Origin of the sequence: Acidilutibacter cellobiosedens, assembly GCF_004103715.1 — a bacterium.
In the GTDB taxonomy this organism is placed as follows: Bacteria; Bacillota; Clostridia; order Tissierellales; family Acidilutibacteraceae; genus Acidilutibacter; species Acidilutibacter cellobiosedens.
The window spans coordinates 1,855,385-1,873,707 of the sequence record NZ_CP035282.1 but is presented as its reverse complement, the minus strand read 5'-3'; the positions used below and the strand labels follow the sequence as shown (position 1 = coordinate 1,873,707).

Genomic DNA, 18,323 nt, shown 5'->3' with positions numbered 1-18,323 from the left:
AGGCATTACTCAACCACCACAGGTGGTTATAATTTTGTATAATATGAGGAGGAATTTTTAAGCATAATGAATAAAAGAATTACTATTGCTATAGATGGACCTGCCGGTGCCGGGAAAAGTACTATAGGTAAAATAATAGCTCAGAAAATAAATGCTGATTATATAGATACAGGAGCTATGTATAGAGCTCTTACTCTTAAATTGATAGAAAATAATATAGATTTGAATGATACATATTCATTATTAAAAGAACTGAACAACACTTCTATTGATTTTAGAAATGGTCATATATATTTGGATAAAAAGATAGTAGACAAGCAGATAAGAGAAAATATTGTAAGCCAGAATGTATCTGATGTTGCTAAAATAAAAGAAGTAAGAGAAGAATTAGTTAAAATACAACAAAATATAGCTTCACAAAAAAGTGTGGTAATGGATGGAAGGGATATTGGAACAGTGGTATTACCTAATGCTGATTTTAAATTTTTTGTCATTGCTTCTATCCATGAAAGAGCAAAAAGAAGATTTGAAGACTTGGTTAAAGCGGGGGAAAAGAACTTAACTATAGAAGAAGTGGAAGATCAAATTTCAAGAAGGGATAAAATAGATAGTACCAGGGAAAAATCTCCTCTCACTAAGAGTGATGATGCATATGAAATCGATACTACCAATAAATCCATAAATGAAAGTGTAGATGAAATTTTAAAAATAATTGAAGGGAGGTAGAAAATGGTTTTCTATAGATGTACTCAATTTATAGGTAATATTTTAGTGAGAATACTATTCAGAGTAAAAGTAATAGGAAAAGATAATATACCCAAAAATGGCAGAATAATAGTATGCGCTAATCATGAAAGTCTTCTGGACCCAGTAATTATTGGGATATTATTTCCAAGACCTATACATTTTATGGCCAAAAAGGAATTATTCAAAAACAAATTTTTAAATATAATAATTACAGCTTTAGGAGCCTTTCCTGTTAATAGAAAATCCGCTGATCTATCAGCTATAAGAACTTCTATAGATATACTAAGAAAAGAGAAAGTTTTAGGTATTTTCCCGGAAGGGAAAAGAATCATTGAAGAAAATATTGAAAATGCGAAACCTGGAATTGCATTAATTACTATTAAAGCAAAGTCCCCTATTGTACCAGTTCTTATACAATCAAAATATAAGATTTTCAGTAAATTAACCATTAAAATTGGTTCCCCGATATATTTTAATGAATATTATGGGAAAAAACTTTCTACAGATGAATATAGAGTGTTAAGTAAGGAAGTAATGAAAAATATATATTCTTTGAAGAATAATTGGGAGGAATAGATTTGTGAATATCCTAATCGCTGAACATTTAGGTTTTTGCTTTGGAGTTAAAAGAGCTGTAGACTGTGCGGAAAAAGAAATTAAAAATAAAGGAGAAAATCTTTATTCTTTAGGACCATTAGTACATAATCCACAGTTAACAGATCGTTTAAAGGAACAAGGTCTTGGGATAATAGACGATATAAAGGATATAAAGGCTGGAAGAGTTATAATAAGATCTCACGGTGTTCCTTTGAATATTTATAAGATAATAGAAGATAATGATTTGAAATTAATAGATGCTACTTGTCCTTTTGTTAAAAATATACAAAAAAAAGTTAAAGAATTTTTTGATAAAGGCTATAAAATAATAATAATAGGTGATAAATATCACTCAGAGATAATCGGCATTAATGGATGGTGTAATAACGAAGGCATAATCGTAAATAATAAAGAAGAAGCAGATGCATTACCGGAGTTTGATAAAATATGTGTTGTTTCTCAAACTACAAATAGAAAGGAAAAGTTTGACGAGATATCTAACATAATTTTAAAAAAGGGAAAGGAAGTAAAGCTCTTTAATACTATATGTAATGCAACGGATTTAAGGCAGACGGCTTGTAAAGAAATTGCTGAAAAGTCAGATGCCGTGATAGTTATTGGAGGATTTCAAAGTTCTAATACAAACAAATTAGTGGAAATAAGCAAGAAATATTGTAAAAATGTTTTTCATATAGAGACAAAAAATGATTTACCTATAGAGAAAATCTCAAAATTTAATACAATTGGAATAACTGCAGGTGCCTCTACACCTGAGTGGATAATTAAGGAGGTTATCAGTACAATGGAAAATTATAATAATGAGGAAGATATAAGAAAAGCTCTGGAGGATTCTGTTATAAGACTTCATAGAGGAGAAATAGTTAAAGGAAAGATATTATCAGTGACAGATAATGAAATAATGGTAAATGTAGGATATAAGTCCGATGGAGCGATTCCAAAAGAAGAATTGTCGAATGATCCCTTTGTAAATCCAAAGGATTTATATAAAGAAGGCGACGAAATAGAAGTATGTGTATTGGATTTAGACGATGGAGAAGGAAACGTATTATTATCGATTAAAAAAGCTCAGGAGAAAAAAGGCTGGGACGAAATAGAAAATATATTTAAAGAAGGAAATGATATTGAATGTAAAGTAACGGAAGTAGTCAAGGGAGGAGTCATAGCAATTGTCAATGGAATAAGGGCTTTCATTCCGGCTTCTTTGGCTTCAATGAAATACGTTGATGATCTTGACGTTTTTAAAGGTAAAACAATTAAAGTTAAAATAATAGATATAGACAGAAATAAAAATAAAGTGATTCTTTCAAGAAAGGCTGTAGAAAAAGAAGAATTGGAAGAAAAGAAAGAGTCCCTATGGAATACATTAAGAAAAGGTGACATTATAAAGGGAACAGTAAAGAGGTTAACTAATTTCGGAGCTTTTGTAGATTTAGGAGGATTAGACGGTCTTATACACATATCGGATTTATCCTGGAGTCATATTAAACATCCATCGGAGGTAGTAAAAGAAGGGGATAATGTTGAAGCTGTAATTTTAGATTTCAATAAGGAAAACAACAGAATATCTCTTGGATTAAAGCAAATAGTTCCTGAACCGTGGAAAGTGTTTATAGATGAGAATAAAATAGGAGACATTGTTGAGGGAGAAGTTGTGAATTTGCTTGATTTTGGAGCTTTTGTAAGATTAAAGGAAGGAGTAGACGGTCTTATTCATGTATCTCAAATATCAAATGAACATATAAATAAGCCTTCTGATGTATTAAAACTTGGAGAAATAGTCAAAGCTAAAATTATGGACATAAAAGAAGATGAAAGAAGAATAAGCTTAAGTATTAAAGAAATAGAAAAAAAAGAAGAACCACTTAAGGAAGAAGAAAAGGTCGATATTCCTAAGGAAGATATGAATGTTACTATAGAAGATGTTATTAAAGAAGATAAATAATATTAATAGGGGCTTGAATAAAATTAAAATTTTTGCAGATAATAACTATTGACCTCACAAACTACATCAAGACCCCCTTTACATTATTTCTGTGGCTTAAAAGCCGCAGATTTTTTTATGGGTATAATTTTAAATAATTGAAAGACGACAATTAAAATGATAATATAATTATAAATTACCTGTTTAAATAATTGTAAAGGAGTTAATATATGGACAAGTACGAAGATTTTAAAAAGCAAATAAACAGTCTCTTAAATATTGATTTAAACTATTATAAGGAAAAACAGATGAAAAGAAGAATTACTTCTTTACTTACAAGAAATAACTATAAAGATTTTGATGATTATTATTTGGGAATTAAAAACAATAAAAAGATATTGAATGAATTTATTAACTATCTTACCATTAATGTATCGGAATTTTATAGAAACCCAAGTCAGTGGCATGTTCTTGAAAATTATATTTTACCTGATATTATAAAAAAATGTAAAGGCTCCCCTAAAGTATGGAGTTCGGCTTGTTCAACCGGCGAAGAGCCCTATTCAACAGTCATGCTTTTAAGTAAGTTCTTTGATTTGAAAAATATAAAAATTTTGGCAACGGATATTGATGAAGAAGCAATGAGGAAGGCTAAAATTGGTCTTTACAGTGAAAAATCTCTTCAAAACCTTCCTCTGGAATTTAAAAATAAATTTTTTGATAGGATAGAAAGTTCTTATAAAATAAAAGATACTATTAAAAATTGCGTTGATTTTAAAAAAATCGATTTACTAAAAAATCCTTTTCCAAGGGATATTGACTTATTAATATGCAGAAACGTAATGATTTATTTTACGGATAAGGGAAAGGAATTATTATATAAGAAATTTTTTGAAAGTCTAAGTAATGAAGGGGTATTATTTTTGGGAAGTACAGAACAAATTATACTTCCTGAAAGGTACAATTATAGGTCCATAAAAACATTCTTTTATAAAAAAATCTTCTATTAAAGCATTAATATATAAGGTCAAGTATAAATTATGGTTTATAAAAAATATTTAATTAATTCAAATAATTTTTTATGATATAATATTTTTGTAAATATGTAAAGGGGGGGTTCTTTTGGAAAGTACAGAATTTTTAGAGAGATTGTCCAATGGTTTTGGCCCATCAGGATATGAATATTCATTGAAAGACAGTATAGCTGATGTGATGGGAAAATATGCTGATGAATTAAAGGTTGATAACCTTGGCAATATAATTGCAATTAAAAGAGGAAATAAAAAGGAAAGCAAGATCAAAATAATGGTTGCAGCACATATGGACGAAATAGGACTTATGGTTACGGCCATTGAAGACAACGGATTTTTAAGATTTACTCAAATTGGAGGAATAGATCAAAGAACTCTTTTAGGACAAGAAGTAATAGTTCATGGGGAAAAGGACCTATTTGGAGTTATTGGCGTTAAACCTCCTCATTTGCAAACTCGCGATGAATTGGACAAAGCAGTTAAAATGGAGGATATGGCTATAGATATAGGGTATTCCAAGGAAGAAGTTGAAAAGATAGTAAAAATTGGAGACGTTATTACTATAAGAAGGAAGTTAACTCATCTCTTAAACGAGAAATATACAGGCAAAGCTCTTGATGACAGGACAGGAATAATTGCTCTTTATGAATGTATTAAAGAATTAAAAAAATTAAATCATGAAGCTGATGCTTACTTAGTTTCTACTGTTCAAGAAGAAGTGGGGACAAGAGGTGCCTATACGAGTACTTATGGAATAAATCCCGATATCGGTATTGCTGTAGATGTAGGATTTGCTTCATCTCCCGAGATACCGAAGGAATATACCTTAGACATTGGAAAGGGGCCTGGTATCACTATCGGCGGTAATATTCATCCGGGACTCAGAAAGAAGCTTGTTGAAATAGCAAAGGAATACAATATTCCTTATCAATTTGAAGTAGAGCCGGGGCCTACAGGAACGGATGCAAGAGCTATACAGATAAGCAGAGAAGGAATTCCCGCATTATGTATATCTCTTCCTTTAAAATATATGCATACTTCTGTAGAAGTTATAGACATGAATGACATTAAAAATACCGGAAAATTACTTGCTTTATTTATTGCTTCCATTTCAAAAGAAAATTTGGAGGGATTACTATGTTACTAAAAAAATTAACTGAAGCTTCCGGAGTATCTGGTAATGAAAGAGAAGTCAGAAATATTATCTTAGATGAAATAAAAGATTATGTCGATGAAGTTAAGGTAGATAGATTAGGTAATATTATTGCTTATAAAAAAGGTGAAACAAACAGTCCAAGGCTCATGGTAACCGCCCATATGGATGAAGTGGGTTTAATGGTTACCGGTTTTGGAGAATCCGGATTAATTAAGTTTACTACAGTAGGAGGAGTGGATAAAAGAATACTGGTTTCCAAGCCTGTACTTGTAGGAGAGAAAAAAATCCCCGGAGTCATAGGTGCAAAGCCAATTCATCTTCAAAAAAAGGAAGAAAGAGACAAGGCTTTAAATTTGGATCAGCTTTATATTGATATAGGAGCTGACAGTAAAGAAGAGGCTCAAAAAAATGTTGAAATAGGGGATTATGTTTCATTTCAAAGTAACTATGTTGAATTTGGTAAAAGTCTTGTTAAAGCAAAAGCATTGGATAACAGAACAGGATGTAGTATACTTGTTAACCTGTTAAAAGAAAAAACAAAGATGGAATTTTATGGAATATTTACAGTAATGGAAGAAGTAGGGCTAATAGGTGCAGGTCCTGCCGCTTATGCTATAGAGCCTGAAAGAGCTATTATATTGGAAGGAACTTTATGTTATGATATGCCCGATACTGACGGCCATCTGACTTCTACTACCTTAGGAAAAGGGCCGGCAATTTCTCTCATGGATAGAACTACTGTATTTGACAGAGATATGAGAAAAAAAATTGAAGAAACTGCTAAAAAATATAATATCCCTTATCAGTACAGGAAAATAAGTTCAGGAGGAAACGATTCGGGAAAGATTCACCAAGCCAAAGGAGGATGTGTTACAACAACTATATCTGTTCCATGCAGATATATTCATTCGCCTATATCCGTAATGTCTAAGAATGACTATGACAATACTTTTAAATTAGTAAAATCTGTTATTACCGAAATGGAAAAGGGGGATTTTTAAATGAATTTTAATGGAGAACTGTTAAAAAATCTGGTTAGCATATATTCACCTTCCAGTAATGAAGAAAATATAAGAAATTTCATATCAAAAGAGATAAAAAACTATGTAGATGAAGTTGAAGTAGATCCGCTGGGGAATTTAATTGCTCATAAAAAAGGAAGCGGAAAAAAGATAATGATAGCAGGTCATATGGATCAAATAGGACTTATGGTAACAGACATCGATAAAAACGGATTCTTAAGATTTACCAGTGTAGGAGGCATATCTCCTTTTGTATCACTGAGTCAAAAAGTGGTTTTTGAAAATGGCACTGCAGGAGTTATTTTTGCAGAACATATGGATGATATTTCTAAGCTTAAACTTGAAAATATGTTTATAGATATCGGGGCATTAAATAAGGAAGATGCGGAAAAGAAAGTATCCATCGGAGATATATGTGTGTATAAATCGGATTATGATGAAAACGATAATGCGGTATTTACAAAATGTTTAGATGACAGAGTTGGATGCTTTATAATGATTGAAACTCTTAAAAATATTAAAAAAACCGTTAATGATTTATATTTTGTGTTTACCGTTCAGGAAGAAGTAGGAACAAGAGGTGCCAAAACATCCGCTTATAAGGTTAATCCTTATATGGGGATTGCTTTAGATGTAACAGGGAGCGGAGATACTCCAAAAGCTAAAAGATTTGCCATATCCTTAAATAAAGGAACTGCAATTAAAGTAAAGGATAACTTGGTAATAGCTCATCCTTTAGTTAAACAGCTTATGATTGATACGGCTAAAGAAAATGGTATTCCATATCAATTAGAGGTATTAGAATATGGAGGAACAGATTCAGGGGCAATTCATCTTACAAGAGAAGGAGTTCCGTCAGGAGTTATATCCGTACCCACAAGATATGTTCATTCTACAGTGGAGATGGCGGCAAAAGATGATATTTTAAATTCCATCAAGCTGCTAACTAAATTATTGGAAAAAGAAATCTAAAATAAATTTAAAACAAAATGAATGGTTAGACCATTCATTTTGTTTTTTGTTATCTGATTTTATATAAATTTAAATAATAACAAAAATTCATGTCAGTATTTGATATAAAAAAATAGGAGGAAATATCGGATATATAAAGAACTACTAAATATTAGGATTTTAATGAGGGGGAATAGAGATGTTGGAAACTGACAAAGAATATACTATTTCTGAAGTATCTGAAACTACCGGATATCCTCCACATGTTTTAAGGTATTATGAAAAAGAATTTGTGCTGGATATTCCAAGAAATGAATCAAATCATAGATATTACACGTATAAAGAAATAGAATTGTTTCAGTATATTAAATCACTTCAAGAAAAGGGATTTAGTAATAAGCAAATAAAGCTTATAATAAAAACTCCGCAAATGATGATGTCAGACCAAGATGAAACAGCCATAACCAGCATAGTGCCAAATAAAAGTTTTGATGTGGCAAATATTGATACAACGGAAATATCTAAAGAAATCAGCGGAAATGTTCAGCAATTACTTTTGGAGGAATTGGTCCCTATATTAAAAAACGGAAACGAACATAGCATTAATACCATAAACGAATTAAAGGAAGAAATAATAATGTTGAGAAATGAAATAAACAGTAAAGAAAGGGATGTTCTTATATGTGAAAATGCTAAGCTTAAAATGAAAGTAAAAGAAAAATCATATGAAGTAGCAGAATTGAAGGAAAAAATAAATAGGAGAGAAAATAGTGAAAGCAATTTTTTTAAGAGAATATTCAAGTTTGGCAAAAATGAATGAACGATAATTTTAAATTTCATTTTGAAATTGTCATTCAAAAATATTTATTTGTATTTGCAATATTCAAAAACAAATTATGCATTTTTTTAAAAAATCATTGAAATTTTTTCGATTATATGTTATTATTTTTATAATGAACCAAGGGGAGCGAATAGCTATGAAGAAAAAATGCATAGAGAAAAAAAGCAAAATTAAAAAAATATGTGATTATAAAAAGTGCGGAGCCATAACTTGCATAAATAATAATAAAGGTTTTTGTGATTGTGATGTATGCGAATTATATGAAAATATTCTTATTCAAGAGGATTAATTTATGAAATTCGTTATATTGCACATATTATAAAAATACCTCTGATTAAGTATTAATTAGAGGTATTTTTATTTTTTAAAACATTTATTTAGACCATATCTTAAATATATCTTTCATAAGTATCCATATAAGAGCAACAGAAAAGAAAAATATTGATATTGTATACAAAATAATTACTCTTAATAAATAAAATTTAGTAGACTCCCTCTTCTTTTTTGTTAATATTACAATTTGAATTAGTGGCAATATCCCCCCAATCCAATGGTACAAATACCAAGTATATATATTTTTTCTTGTATAAAATAACAGATAAATATTAAGTATTTGCATAGCAATTAATAAAATTTCTGGCATATGTCACTTTACTCCTAATATGGATTTCAAAAAAGATTTTCTTAATTTATAATATTTTTTTATCCGGATAAACCTTTAACGCTTCATTGAGTATATACATAGCTCTCTCCAAATCCTTTACGTTCAAGCAATAAGAAATTCTTACTTCATCAATTCCAAGGCCTTTTGTGGCATAAAATCCTTCTGCTGGAGCCATCATTACAGTTTCATTATCTATACTAAAATCAGTTAAAAGCCAGATAATAAAATCTTCTGCATTTTTAACAGGTAGTTTGGCCATAACATAAAAAGCTCCATGGGGTTTTTCACAGATAACTCCTTTCATCTCTTTCAATGCATTATAAACCGTATCTCTTCTTCTTACATATTCATTTTTAGTTTCTTCAAAGTATCTCTCGGAAACATTAATTAAATTACAAGCACCTACTTGTTCTAAAGTTGCAACACAAAGCCTTCCTTGACAAAGTTTCAATATTTCCTTAATCAGCTTCTTATTCTTTGAAGCAACACATCCAATTCTAGCCCCGCATGCACTATACCTTTTCGATATACTGTCTACTAAGATAACGTTATCTTTTATATCATCCAAATAACAGAAACTAATGTGTTTTAACCCATCATATATAAACTCTCTATAGACTTCATCAGCAACTATGTATAAGTTGTATTCTTTTGCTATATCTCTAAGCATATATATTTCTTTCTCAGTATATACTGTTCCAGTGGGATTTCCCGGATTAGACAAGAGTATTCCTCTTGTTTTAGAAGATATTAATTTTATTATTTCCGATTTGTCAGGTAAATGAAATCCGTCTTCTGCTTTTGTAGTTATTGGAATTACCTTTACTCCTGTCATAGTACTAAAACCGTTATAATTTGTGTAGAAAGGTTCTGGAATAAGTATTTCTTCGCCATCATCACATATGGCCATTAAAGAAAATATAAGAGCCTCACTTCCGCCATTTGTAATAAGTATTTCATCCTCATCAAAATAGATGTTATGCTTTTTATAATATTCAATAAAACTTTTTATTAATTCCGGCATACCTGTAGACAACTCATAACTAAGAACTTCTTCTCTATAATTTTTTATTGCGTCAAAAAATTCATCAGGAGTTTTAATATCAGGCTGACCTATATTGAGATGATATACTTTCTTACCTTTTTTCCTTGCCTCTTGTGCTATAGGAGCTAATTTCCTAATAGGTGACTGCTGCATAGAAATTATTCTTTTAGAAAAATGCATTGGAAAAACCTCCTTAATAAAAATTTCGAAAATACATTTACTATATTAATTATCCATATTTATGATAACACAAAGCTCAAATAAATGATATACTTCTATATAATTAAATATTTAACATAAAATTCATAAATTATTGTTAAATATTTAAAAATATTTTTAAAATTGATGGAGTTATGGATTAATTTAATTCAAATTATTGCAAAACAGCTATTCTAAGGATATAATAATTATATAAATAAATTTAATAAAAATGGTTGGGAAAATAATAATAAAAGCGAGAAAACAACAGCCTTTTAAAGATTTTCTGCAAAGAATAATTATGTATTTCAGAGTAGTTGAACCTTAACATAAGATGTATTGAAATCACATATTGGAAAAGAAACGGTTCAAAATCTCTGCAGTTGAACCTTAACATAAGATGTATTTGAAATTTGATTGATGTAAATAAAAATTAATTTTGAGGAAGATATAAATGTTTATTAACTTTAAATCAGTATTTAATGCTTTAAAAATTATTTCTTTTCTTTTATTTGTATTTGCTTTAGCTCAAGTACTTACTCCTTTAAAAATACAACTGTATGGTTCCGAGTGGTTGTTTATGTATTCATGCTGTATTCTTGGAACTATTCTGGGTATCATTGGTAATAAAAACAAGAATACAATACCATCTATTAAAAAGATAGGGAAAATCGGAGTGTTCGGAAATCTAATAATGGTCATTATGTTCTTTCCTCCTTTGTATTTTATTTGGGGAACTTGGCTGGAATCTATATTTTGAATAACTGCCTAAATAAAAAGTAGTTGCTTTACATTTAAAAATAATCTTGTATAAACATGAATATTTTGGTAAAATAGAAGAGGAGTAATCGGAAAAGCAAAGTAAACAGGTCCGATTACTTTATTTTTGAATTATTAATTTATAATTTAAATATATGCCATTGAGCAGTAGAAGTCGGTCTTACAATTCTTTTTAGTTTATGTTTTGCTTATTTTGTAAAAAATATGCTATAATTAAAACATATAAAAAGATAGGAGATAAATAATAAATGAAACAAAGTTACTATAAAAAAGGTAAATATTGTATTTTTACATATGGTTGTCAAATGAATGAACACGACAGTGAAGAAATAGCTTGGATGCTGGAGAATATCGGATATGAACATACAGATAATATTGAAGACAGCAATTTAATTATATATAATACATGTCTTATAAGAGAAAATGCCGAATTAAAAGTGTACGGTAAACTGGGAGAATTAAAAAAATTAAAAAGAAAAAGACCTGATATAATATTATGCCTGTGCGGATGTATGATGCAAAGAGAGGAAATAAGAAATATTATATTAAAAAAATATAAACAAGTTGATATAATATTCGGAGTAAACAATATTCAGAAGCTCCCTCAATTAATTGACACTCATCTCCAGACGGGCAAAACCATCGTAGATATTGAAGAGGAGTCCAGACAAATAGAAGAATCTATAGATGCAAAGCGAAAATATTCTTATAAGGCTTTTATAAACATAATGTATGGATGTAATAATTTTTGTACTTACTGTGTAGTGCCCTATACAAGGGGAAGAGAAAAAAGCAGGGAACCGGAAGATATCATTTGCGAAGCGGAAAAGCTTTCAAAAGAAGGATGTAAAGAGATCACCTTATTAGGACAAAATGTTAATTCTTACGGAAAAACTCTAAACAGAGATTACAATTTTTCAATGTTATTGAGAAATCTTAATAACATTGACGGTATCGAAAGAATTAGATTTATGACTTCCCATCCTAAAGATCTTTCTGACGATTTAATACTTACTATGGCTCAGTGTGACAAAGTATGCGAGCACCTTCATCTTCCTGTTCAGTCCGGAAGCAACAAAATTCTTAAAGCTATGAACAGAAACTATACAAAAGAAAAGTATTTATCATTAGTATCCAAGATTAAGGAGAGAATACCTAATATTGCTTTAACGACGGATATAATAGTAGGATTCCCGGGAGAAACAGAAGAAGATTTCGAGGAAACAATCGATTTGGCTAAAAAATGTAAATATGATTCTGCCTTCACCTTTATATATTCCGTAAGGGAGGGGACAAAAGCTGCAGAAATGAAGAATCAAGTCCCGGATGAAATAAAACATAAAAGATTTCAAACTTTGCTGGACGAACTTTATCCTATTTTTAATGAGAATAATTTAAAATACAATAACAAGACTGTAGAAGTTCTGGTCGAAGAAATCAGCAAAAATAACCCAAAGATGCTTACTGGAAGAACGAGAACAAATAAATTGGTACATTTTAAAGGAAACAAAGATCTTATAGGAAAACTGATCAATGTTAAAATAGATACCACCAAAACTTTTACTATGGAAGGACATATATTGGATAACAGCATTGCTGGAGGGGATATCTTTGAGTAGTTTAACACCGATGATGAATCAATATAAAAAAATTAAATCTAATTATAAAGACTGTATTCTTTTTTTCAGGCTTGGAGATTTCTATGAAATGTTTTTCGAAGATGCTCTTACTGCGTCTAAGGAGTTGGAAATTACTCTTACTCAAAGGGATTGTGGCCAGAAGGAAAAGGCTCCTATGTGCGGAGTACCTCATCACGCGGTAGAACCTTATATTGCGAAATTAATTGATAAGGGATATAAAGTCGCTATCTGTGAGCAATTGGAAGATCCTAAATTTGCAAAGGGTATAGTGAAAAGAGATATAGTGAAAATCATATCTCCAGGAACTATAACTGATACAAACGCCTTAGATGAGAAATCAAATAATTTTATAGCATCTTTATATATGAATGAAGAAGGGGTAGGCCTTACTTATGCCGATATCTCAACAGGAGAAGTATATACAACGGAATGTATGGGAAATGAAAAGGATATTTATAATTTTATATTAGATGAAATAGGGAAAATAAATCCTTCTGAGATATTGGTCAACGAACTTCTTTATAACAATAAAAAGATTATGAATTTTATCAGAAATAGGATAAATGCTTATATAGATAAGTATGATGACGGTATAATAGATGAAGAGGATTATATAGACAAAGTTCAGAAACATTTTAATATAACCGTTAATGAAAAAAACAGCTTATTTAATAAAAACTATTCCATAAGGTCTATGGGAGTGCTGTTAGATTATTTATACAGTACCCAAAAAAATTCTCTTGACCATTTAAAAAATATATCCTATTATGAATTCAATGAATACATGATTTTAGATATTAATGCAAGAACAAATCTGGAGATAGTGGAAACCATAAGGGGAAGAGAAAAAAAAGGTTCTTTATTGTGGATACTTGATAAAACTTCTACTGCAATGGGAGGAAGACTTTTAAAAAAGTGGTTGGAGCAACCTCTTTTAAGCATAAGGGATATAAATAAAAGGCTTGATATAATAGACATTTTTGTAAATGATATTATATTTATGGATAAGGTCAAAGATTCCTTAAGTAAAATATATGATTTAGAGAGATTGTCAGGTAAGATTTCCAATGGAAACTGCAATGGAAGGGATCTAATTTCATTGAAAATTTCTCTCGAAAATTTACCTTTAATTAAAGACCTTCTTATTAATTCCACTTATGAACCGTTAATTACATTAGGAAAAGAAATCGATTGTTTGGAAGATGTTTATAATCTGATAGACAAATCCATAATTGATGACCCTCCCGTATCGTTAAAGGACGGAGGGATAATAAAAAGTTCATATAATGAAGAGTTATGTGAACTGAGGAATCTATCCCATAATGGGAAAGGCTGGCTAAGTAATTTAGAAGAATCCGAAAAGAAAAAAACCGGAATAAGGTCATTAAAAGTCGGATTTAATAAAGTATTCGGATACTATATTGAGGTATCCAATGCAAATTTAGATTTAGTACCTGATAATTATATAAGAAAACAAACTCTATCCAACGCGGAAAGGTTTATAACTCCCGAATTAAAAGAAATGGAAGCTAAAATTCTCGGAGCAGAAGATCGAATGATTAATTTGGAATATAAATTGTTTGTACAAATTAGAGATGATATAAAAAAGGAAATGGATAGGATACAAAGAGTAAGTAGGATTATTTCTAAATTAGATGTATTGAATTCTTTATCTCAGGTATCCTATAAGAATAATTATGTAAGACCTCATATAAACAATGAAGAGAAAATAGAGATTAAAAACGGAAAGCATCCAATTGTAGAAAAGATGTTAGAGAATAATGATAAATTTTTTGTTCCCAATGATACCTGTTTAGATGAAGAAAATAAAATGCTCATTATCACAGGACCTAATATGGCCGGAAAATCTACTTATATGAGACAGGTTGCTTTAATCACATTAATGGCACAAATAGGATGTTTTGTGCCGGCAGATTCGGCGGATATCGGAATTGTAGATAAAATATTTACCAGAATAGGTGCTTCAGATAACTTATCTCAGGGAGAAAGTACTTTTATGGTAGAAATGAATGAAGTAGCTAATATAATTAAAAATGCCACGGAAAAAAGTTTGATAATATTAGATGAAGTGGGGAGAGGAACGAGTACTTTTGACGGATTAAGTATTGCAGGAGCAGTTGTAGAGTATATAGCTCAACATATTAAAGCTAAAACTCTTTTTGCCACCCATTATCATGAATTAACTCAATTGGAAGATAAGATTGACGGGGTTAAGAATTTTACGATAATGATACAAGAAGAAGGAGACAGTATTAAATTTTTAAGAAAGATTGTCAGAGGAAGCAGTGACAGAAGCTATGGAATAGAAGTTGCCAAACTATCAGGAATAGATGAGAGTATCATTAACAGAGCAAAGGAAATATTAGCAGAGATTGAGATGAAGAATTCCGGTATCACAGATGATAAAAAGTCATCTTCCGAGACAAAAATAAAAAAGAAGAATAAAAATAATCAAATTGATCTCTTCCAAATTAAAAAGGATAAATTAATTGAAGAGATTAAAAATATAAATATATTAAAACTTACTCCGATGGATGCCATGAATATATTATATAAACTGGTTGAAAACGTAAAAAATCTATAGGGAGAAAATGGTATGTCAAAAATTAAACTGTTAGATGAAAAAACAAAAGCTCAAATTGCGGCAGGAGAGGTAATAGAAAGGCCGGCTTCGGTCGTAAAAGAGCTTATAGAAAATTCAATAGATGCGGAATCAAAATTTATAGTGATTGAGATAAAAAATGGTGGGAAGTCCTATATAAGAGTTACCGACGACGGAACAGGAATAGACAAAGATGATATAGACTATGCTTTTTTTAGATATTCTACAAGTAAAATAAGATCTGTTGAAGATTTAAATCATATATATTCTTTGGGATTTAGGGGAGAAGCCTTAGCAAGTATATCCACCATAGGGAAAGTTGAAGCTTTGACAAAAACTCGTGATAACAACATGGGTATTCAGGTATTGGTAGAAAACGGGAAGATTAAAGAGAAGAACATTATAGGTTGTCAGGATGGAACCACCATGATCGTAAAAGATATTTTTTATAATCTTCCTGTAAGGCAAAAATTTTTAAAGGATGAAAATGTAGAATCAAACTATATAGGCAATATAGTTAATAAGTTATCCTTGGGAAATCCAAATATATCTTTTAAATATATTAGGGATAACAAAATGACTTTAAAAACTCCTGGTAATGGAGATTTATCTTCCTGCATATATTCTGTTTTAGGTAAGGAAATTTTAAAGGGATTGATTGAAGTTAAAAGCACTTATGACAGCATAAAAGTATATGGTCTCATATCAAACAACAACGTCTACAGAGGGAACAGAAGTCATCAATATATATATATAAACGGCAGATATATAAAAAGCTATTTTTTATCGGGGATAATACAGGAATGTTATAGATCCCTAATCCCTATAAACAAATATCCTGTCTTTATATTATTTATAGAGATGGATCCACAGTTAATAGATATAAATGTTCATCCTACAAAGCAGGAAATAAAATTTAAAAATGAAAAAGCTGTTAAAGATGTAGTTCAAGGAATTATAAGAGATAGTTTAAAAAGCGGTTTGAAAATACACGATATAAATTTTACAGAAAGTAAGAAAGATGAAAAATCCAAAGAAAATATTGATTATATAGATATAGTTACAGAAAATAGAGATGATAAACATTATAATGATAATGTTTATGATTATTATAATGAAAAAATTGAAGAACAGCAAAAAAATGGCTATAATAATTATAATGAAAGAGAAATAGTAGTTATCGATGAAAGAGAAAACAATACCCAAAAACCTCATGAAGAATATAATTTTATAGATAATAATACCGTCCAAATCAAAAACATTTTTAAAAATTGCCGTAAAGTTGGAATATTGTTTTCAACTTATATATTATTGGAAGACAGAATTAATGATTATGTATATTTGATAGATCAACATGCTGCTCATGAAAGAATTATGTATGAAAAGTATAAGAAGGAATATGAAAATGAAAATGTGGCAGTTCAAATGCTTATCAGTCCAGAGGTCTTAGATTTAACTAATGATGAGCTAAATTTAGTAAAGGATAATAAAGAACTTTTTAACAAGCTGGGCTTTGAAATAGAAGATTTCGGATATAGCAGTATTTTAATAAGAGGAGTGCCTTTAATATTTGGAAAACCCAATAATAAGGAATTGATATATTTAATAATAGATTCGCTGAATAATAATATTAAAAGTAATTATGAAGTAAAAATCGAAAAAATCATGAAAATTGCATGTACAAGTGCAATTAAAGGTGGAGATAAAATTCATGATATGGAAATAGATAGTTTAATCAATGAACTTGGAAAAGCAGAAAATCCTTTTACTTGTCCTCATGGAAGGCCTGTATTTATAAAGATGAGCAGAAAGGATTTAGAAAAAGAATTTAAAAGAATTATATAATTAAATAAAATAGTAAGGATGAGCTTGATGCCTAAAAAAATTCCTCTTTGTATTATAGCAGGACCGACTGCAGTAGGAAAAACCGACATATCCATATCCGTAGCTGAAAATTTAAATGGAGAAATTATCTCGGCAGATTCCATGCAGATATACAAATATATGGATATAGGAACCGCAAAAGTAAAATTTGAAGAAATGAAAAATATTCCTCATTATATGATAGATATAGTTTACCCAGATGAAGAGTTTTCCGTAGCGGATTACAAGAAAAGAGCAAAATACTATATCAATAAAATAGACCAGAATAATAAATTACCTATAGTTACAGGAGGAACAGGATTTTATATTAATTCTCTTATATATAATTTATCTTTTACTGAAGTTCCTTCTAATCAGGAATTGAGAAATAAATATGATTTATTGTGTAAAAATTATGGAATGGAGTATATTTATGAAGAATTGAAAAAAGTAGATGTTTCCTCTGCCAAAAGGATAAATCCGAATGACAAAAAGAGAATAATCAGAGCATTGGAAATATATTATACTACCGGAAAACCTATGTCTTATTATTATAAAGATTTCAGAAAAAGGAATAATTCTTATAATGCTGTAATAATCGGAATAACTATGGATAGGGAAAAATTATATAAAAGGATTAACAAAAGAGTTGAAAAAATGATAGAGGAGGGATTAATAGAAGAAGTAAATACGCTGCTTAAAATGGGTTATGGCCCAGAATTGGTTTCTATGCAGGGTATAGGATATAAAGAAATCATTCCTTATTTAAAAGGAAAGACTACATTGGAAAATGCCATATCATCTATTAAAACTAATTCCAGAAGATATGCAAAAAGACAACTGACTTGGTTTAGAAGGGAAAAAAATATCGAATGGGTTAATTTAGACAATTACAAAAGCATAGAAGAGGTTTCCGATCATATTATTAAATATGTTATAAATAAATTAAATCTAAACAAAAACAAGGAGGGTTAAATTTTGAAAACAGCTATTAATTTACAAGATGTATTTTTAAACAGGGTAAGAAAAGAAAATGTAAGTATAACCGTATTTTTGATTAATGGTTATCAATTGAGGGGATATGTAAAGGGTTTCGACAATTATATAATAATACTGGATACTGATGGAAAACAACAGCTAATATATAAACATGCTATATCAACTATAGTTCCAACTAAGGTTCTTAACGTTTCAGGAAAAATTTTGGAAGAAGAGGACTAATA

Annotated in this window: 16 protein-coding genes; 15 read left to right on the top strand and 1 reads right to left on the bottom strand. The window is 29.7% G+C overall.

The genetic code is table 11. The annotated features are described in order from the left end of the window. Window positions 1–66 precede the first annotated feature (66 nt). From cmk to EQM13_RS18225, 9 genes are all read left to right on the top strand, one after another. Entirely contained in the window at window positions 67–726 is a 660-nt protein-coding gene (gene cmk / locus EQM13_RS09005) for a (d)CMP kinase (RefSeq protein ID WP_071138663.1), read from the top strand. A 3-nt stretch (window positions 727–729) separates the two neighbouring features. After that, complete coding sequence (locus EQM13_RS09000; RefSeq protein ID WP_071138664.1) at window positions 730–1,323, top strand: lysophospholipid acyltransferase family protein; 594 nt, start codon at window positions 730–732, stop codon at window positions 1,321–1,323. Between the two features lie 4 nt (window positions 1,324–1,327). Beyond that, window positions 1,328–3,307, top strand: a complete 1,980-nt coding sequence (locus tag EQM13_RS08995) for a bifunctional 4-hydroxy-3-methylbut-2-enyl diphosphate reductase/30S ribosomal protein S1 (protein ID WP_071138665.1) — start codon at window positions 1,328–1,330, stop codon at window positions 3,305–3,307. 209 nt (window positions 3,308–3,516) lie between these two features. Beyond that, on the top strand, window positions 3,517–4,296 hold the full coding sequence (locus EQM13_RS08990; RefSeq protein WP_071138666.1) for a CheR family methyltransferase: 780 nt from the start codon (window positions 3,517–3,519) through the stop codon (window positions 4,294–4,296). A gap of 112 nt (window positions 4,297–4,408) precedes the next feature. Then, the gene (locus EQM13_RS08985; protein ID WP_071138667.1) at window positions 4,409–5,464 is read left to right on the top strand and encodes a M42 family metallopeptidase; all 1,056 of its coding nucleotides are present in this window, start codon (window positions 4,409–4,411) and stop codon (window positions 5,462–5,464) included. After that, complete coding sequence (locus EQM13_RS08980) at window positions 5,455–6,474, top strand: M42 family metallopeptidase (protein WP_071138668.1); 1,020 nt, start codon at window positions 5,455–5,457, stop codon at window positions 6,472–6,474. Before EQM13_RS08985 ends, EQM13_RS08980 begins: the two co-directional genes overlap by 10 nt. Continuing rightward, window positions 6,475–7,467: a M42 family metallopeptidase gene (locus EQM13_RS08975; RefSeq protein WP_071138669.1), complete on the top strand. Its 993-nt coding sequence runs from the start codon at window positions 6,475–6,477 to the stop codon at window positions 7,465–7,467. A 178-nt stretch (window positions 7,468–7,645) separates the two neighbouring features. Beyond that, a complete protein-coding gene (locus EQM13_RS08970; protein WP_071138670.1) occupies window positions 7,646–8,266 on the top strand; it encodes a MerR family transcriptional regulator in 621 nt (206 codons plus the stop codon). Window positions 8,267–8,423: 157 nt separating this feature from the next. Next, entirely contained in the window at window positions 8,424–8,576 is a 153-nt protein-coding gene (locus EQM13_RS18225; RefSeq protein WP_159429021.1) for a hypothetical protein, read from the top strand. A 400-nt stretch (window positions 8,577–8,976) separates the two neighbouring features. On the opposite strand, the gene EQM13_RS08965 is transcribed toward EQM13_RS18225, so the two are convergent. Beyond that, the gene (locus EQM13_RS08965) at window positions 8,977–10,176 is read right to left on the bottom strand and encodes a pyridoxal phosphate-dependent aminotransferase (RefSeq protein WP_071138672.1); all 1,200 of its coding nucleotides are present in this window, start codon (window positions 10,174–10,176) and stop codon (window positions 8,977–8,979) included. 472 nt (window positions 10,177–10,648) lie between these two features. Between EQM13_RS08965 and EQM13_RS08960 the strand changes: the two genes are divergently transcribed. The 6 genes from EQM13_RS08960 (at window position 10,649) to hfq (ending at window position 18,321) form a co-directional block, all read left to right on the top strand. After that, window positions 10,649–10,954: a hypothetical protein gene (locus EQM13_RS08960; protein WP_071138673.1), complete on the top strand. Its 306-nt coding sequence runs from the start codon at window positions 10,649–10,651 to the stop codon at window positions 10,952–10,954. A 268-nt stretch (window positions 10,955–11,222) separates the two neighbouring features. Further along, window positions 11,223–12,593: a tRNA (N6-isopentenyl adenosine(37)-C2)-methylthiotransferase MiaB gene (gene miaB, locus EQM13_RS08955; RefSeq protein WP_114217735.1), complete on the top strand. Its 1,371-nt coding sequence runs from the start codon at window positions 11,223–11,225 to the stop codon at window positions 12,591–12,593. After that, entirely contained in the window at window positions 12,586–15,219 is a 2,634-nt protein-coding gene (gene mutS / locus EQM13_RS08950) for a DNA mismatch repair protein MutS (RefSeq protein ID WP_071138675.1), read from the top strand. Before miaB ends, mutS begins: the two co-directional genes overlap by 8 nt. Before the next feature lie 12 nt (window positions 15,220–15,231). Continuing rightward, a complete protein-coding gene (mutL, locus tag EQM13_RS08945) occupies window positions 15,232–17,082 on the top strand; it encodes a DNA mismatch repair endonuclease MutL (protein WP_071138676.1) in 1,851 nt (616 codons plus the stop codon). A gap of 27 nt (window positions 17,083–17,109) precedes the next feature. After that, entirely contained in the window at window positions 17,110–18,075 is a 966-nt protein-coding gene (miaA, locus tag EQM13_RS08940; protein ID WP_071138677.1) for a tRNA (adenosine(37)-N6)-dimethylallyltransferase MiaA, read from the top strand. Window positions 18,076–18,078: 3 nt separating this feature from the next. Then, the gene (gene hfq, locus EQM13_RS08935; RefSeq protein ID WP_200795939.1) at window positions 18,079–18,321 is read left to right on the top strand and encodes an RNA chaperone Hfq; all 243 of its coding nucleotides are present in this window, start codon (window positions 18,079–18,081) and stop codon (window positions 18,319–18,321) included. Window positions 18,322–18,323 lie beyond the last annotated feature (2 nt).

Bases quoted from the DNA above. Each gene is read 5' to 3' on its own strand.
- cmk (WP_071138663.1), top strand. From the start codon at position 67: ATGAATAAAAGAATTACTATTGCTATAGATGGACCTGCCGGTGCCGGG.
- mutL (WP_071138676.1), top strand. From the start codon at position 15,232: ATGTCAAAAATTAAACTGTTAGATGAAAAAACAAAAGCTCAAATTGCG.
- EQM13_RS08970 (WP_071138670.1), top strand. From the start codon at position 7,646: ATGTTGGAAACTGACAAAGAATATACTATTTCTGAAGTATCTGAAACT.
- EQM13_RS08980 (WP_071138668.1), top strand. From the start codon at position 5,455: ATGTTACTAAAAAAATTAACTGAAGCTTCCGGAGTATCTGGTAATGAA.
- EQM13_RS18225 (WP_159429021.1), top strand. From the start codon at position 8,424: ATGAAGAAAAAATGCATAGAGAAAAAAAGCAAAATTAAAAAAATATGT.
- EQM13_RS08975 (WP_071138669.1), top strand. From the start codon at position 6,475: ATGAATTTTAATGGAGAACTGTTAAAAAATCTGGTTAGCATATATTCA.
- EQM13_RS09000 (WP_071138664.1), top strand. From the start codon at position 730: ATGGTTTTCTATAGATGTACTCAATTTATAGGTAATATTTTAGTGAGA.
- EQM13_RS08960 (WP_071138673.1), top strand. From the start codon at position 10,649: ATGTTTATTAACTTTAAATCAGTATTTAATGCTTTAAAAATTATTTCT.
- EQM13_RS08990 (WP_071138666.1), top strand. From the start codon at position 3,517: ATGGACAAGTACGAAGATTTTAAAAAGCAAATAAACAGTCTCTTAAAT.
- EQM13_RS08965 (WP_071138672.1), bottom strand. From the start codon at position 10,176: ATGCATTTTTCTAAAAGAATAATTTCTATGCAGCAGTCACCTATTAGG.
- miaB (WP_114217735.1), top strand. From the start codon at position 11,223: ATGAAACAAAGTTACTATAAAAAAGGTAAATATTGTATTTTTACATAT.
- miaA (WP_071138677.1), top strand. From the start codon at position 17,110: ATGCCTAAAAAAATTCCTCTTTGTATTATAGCAGGACCGACTGCAGTA.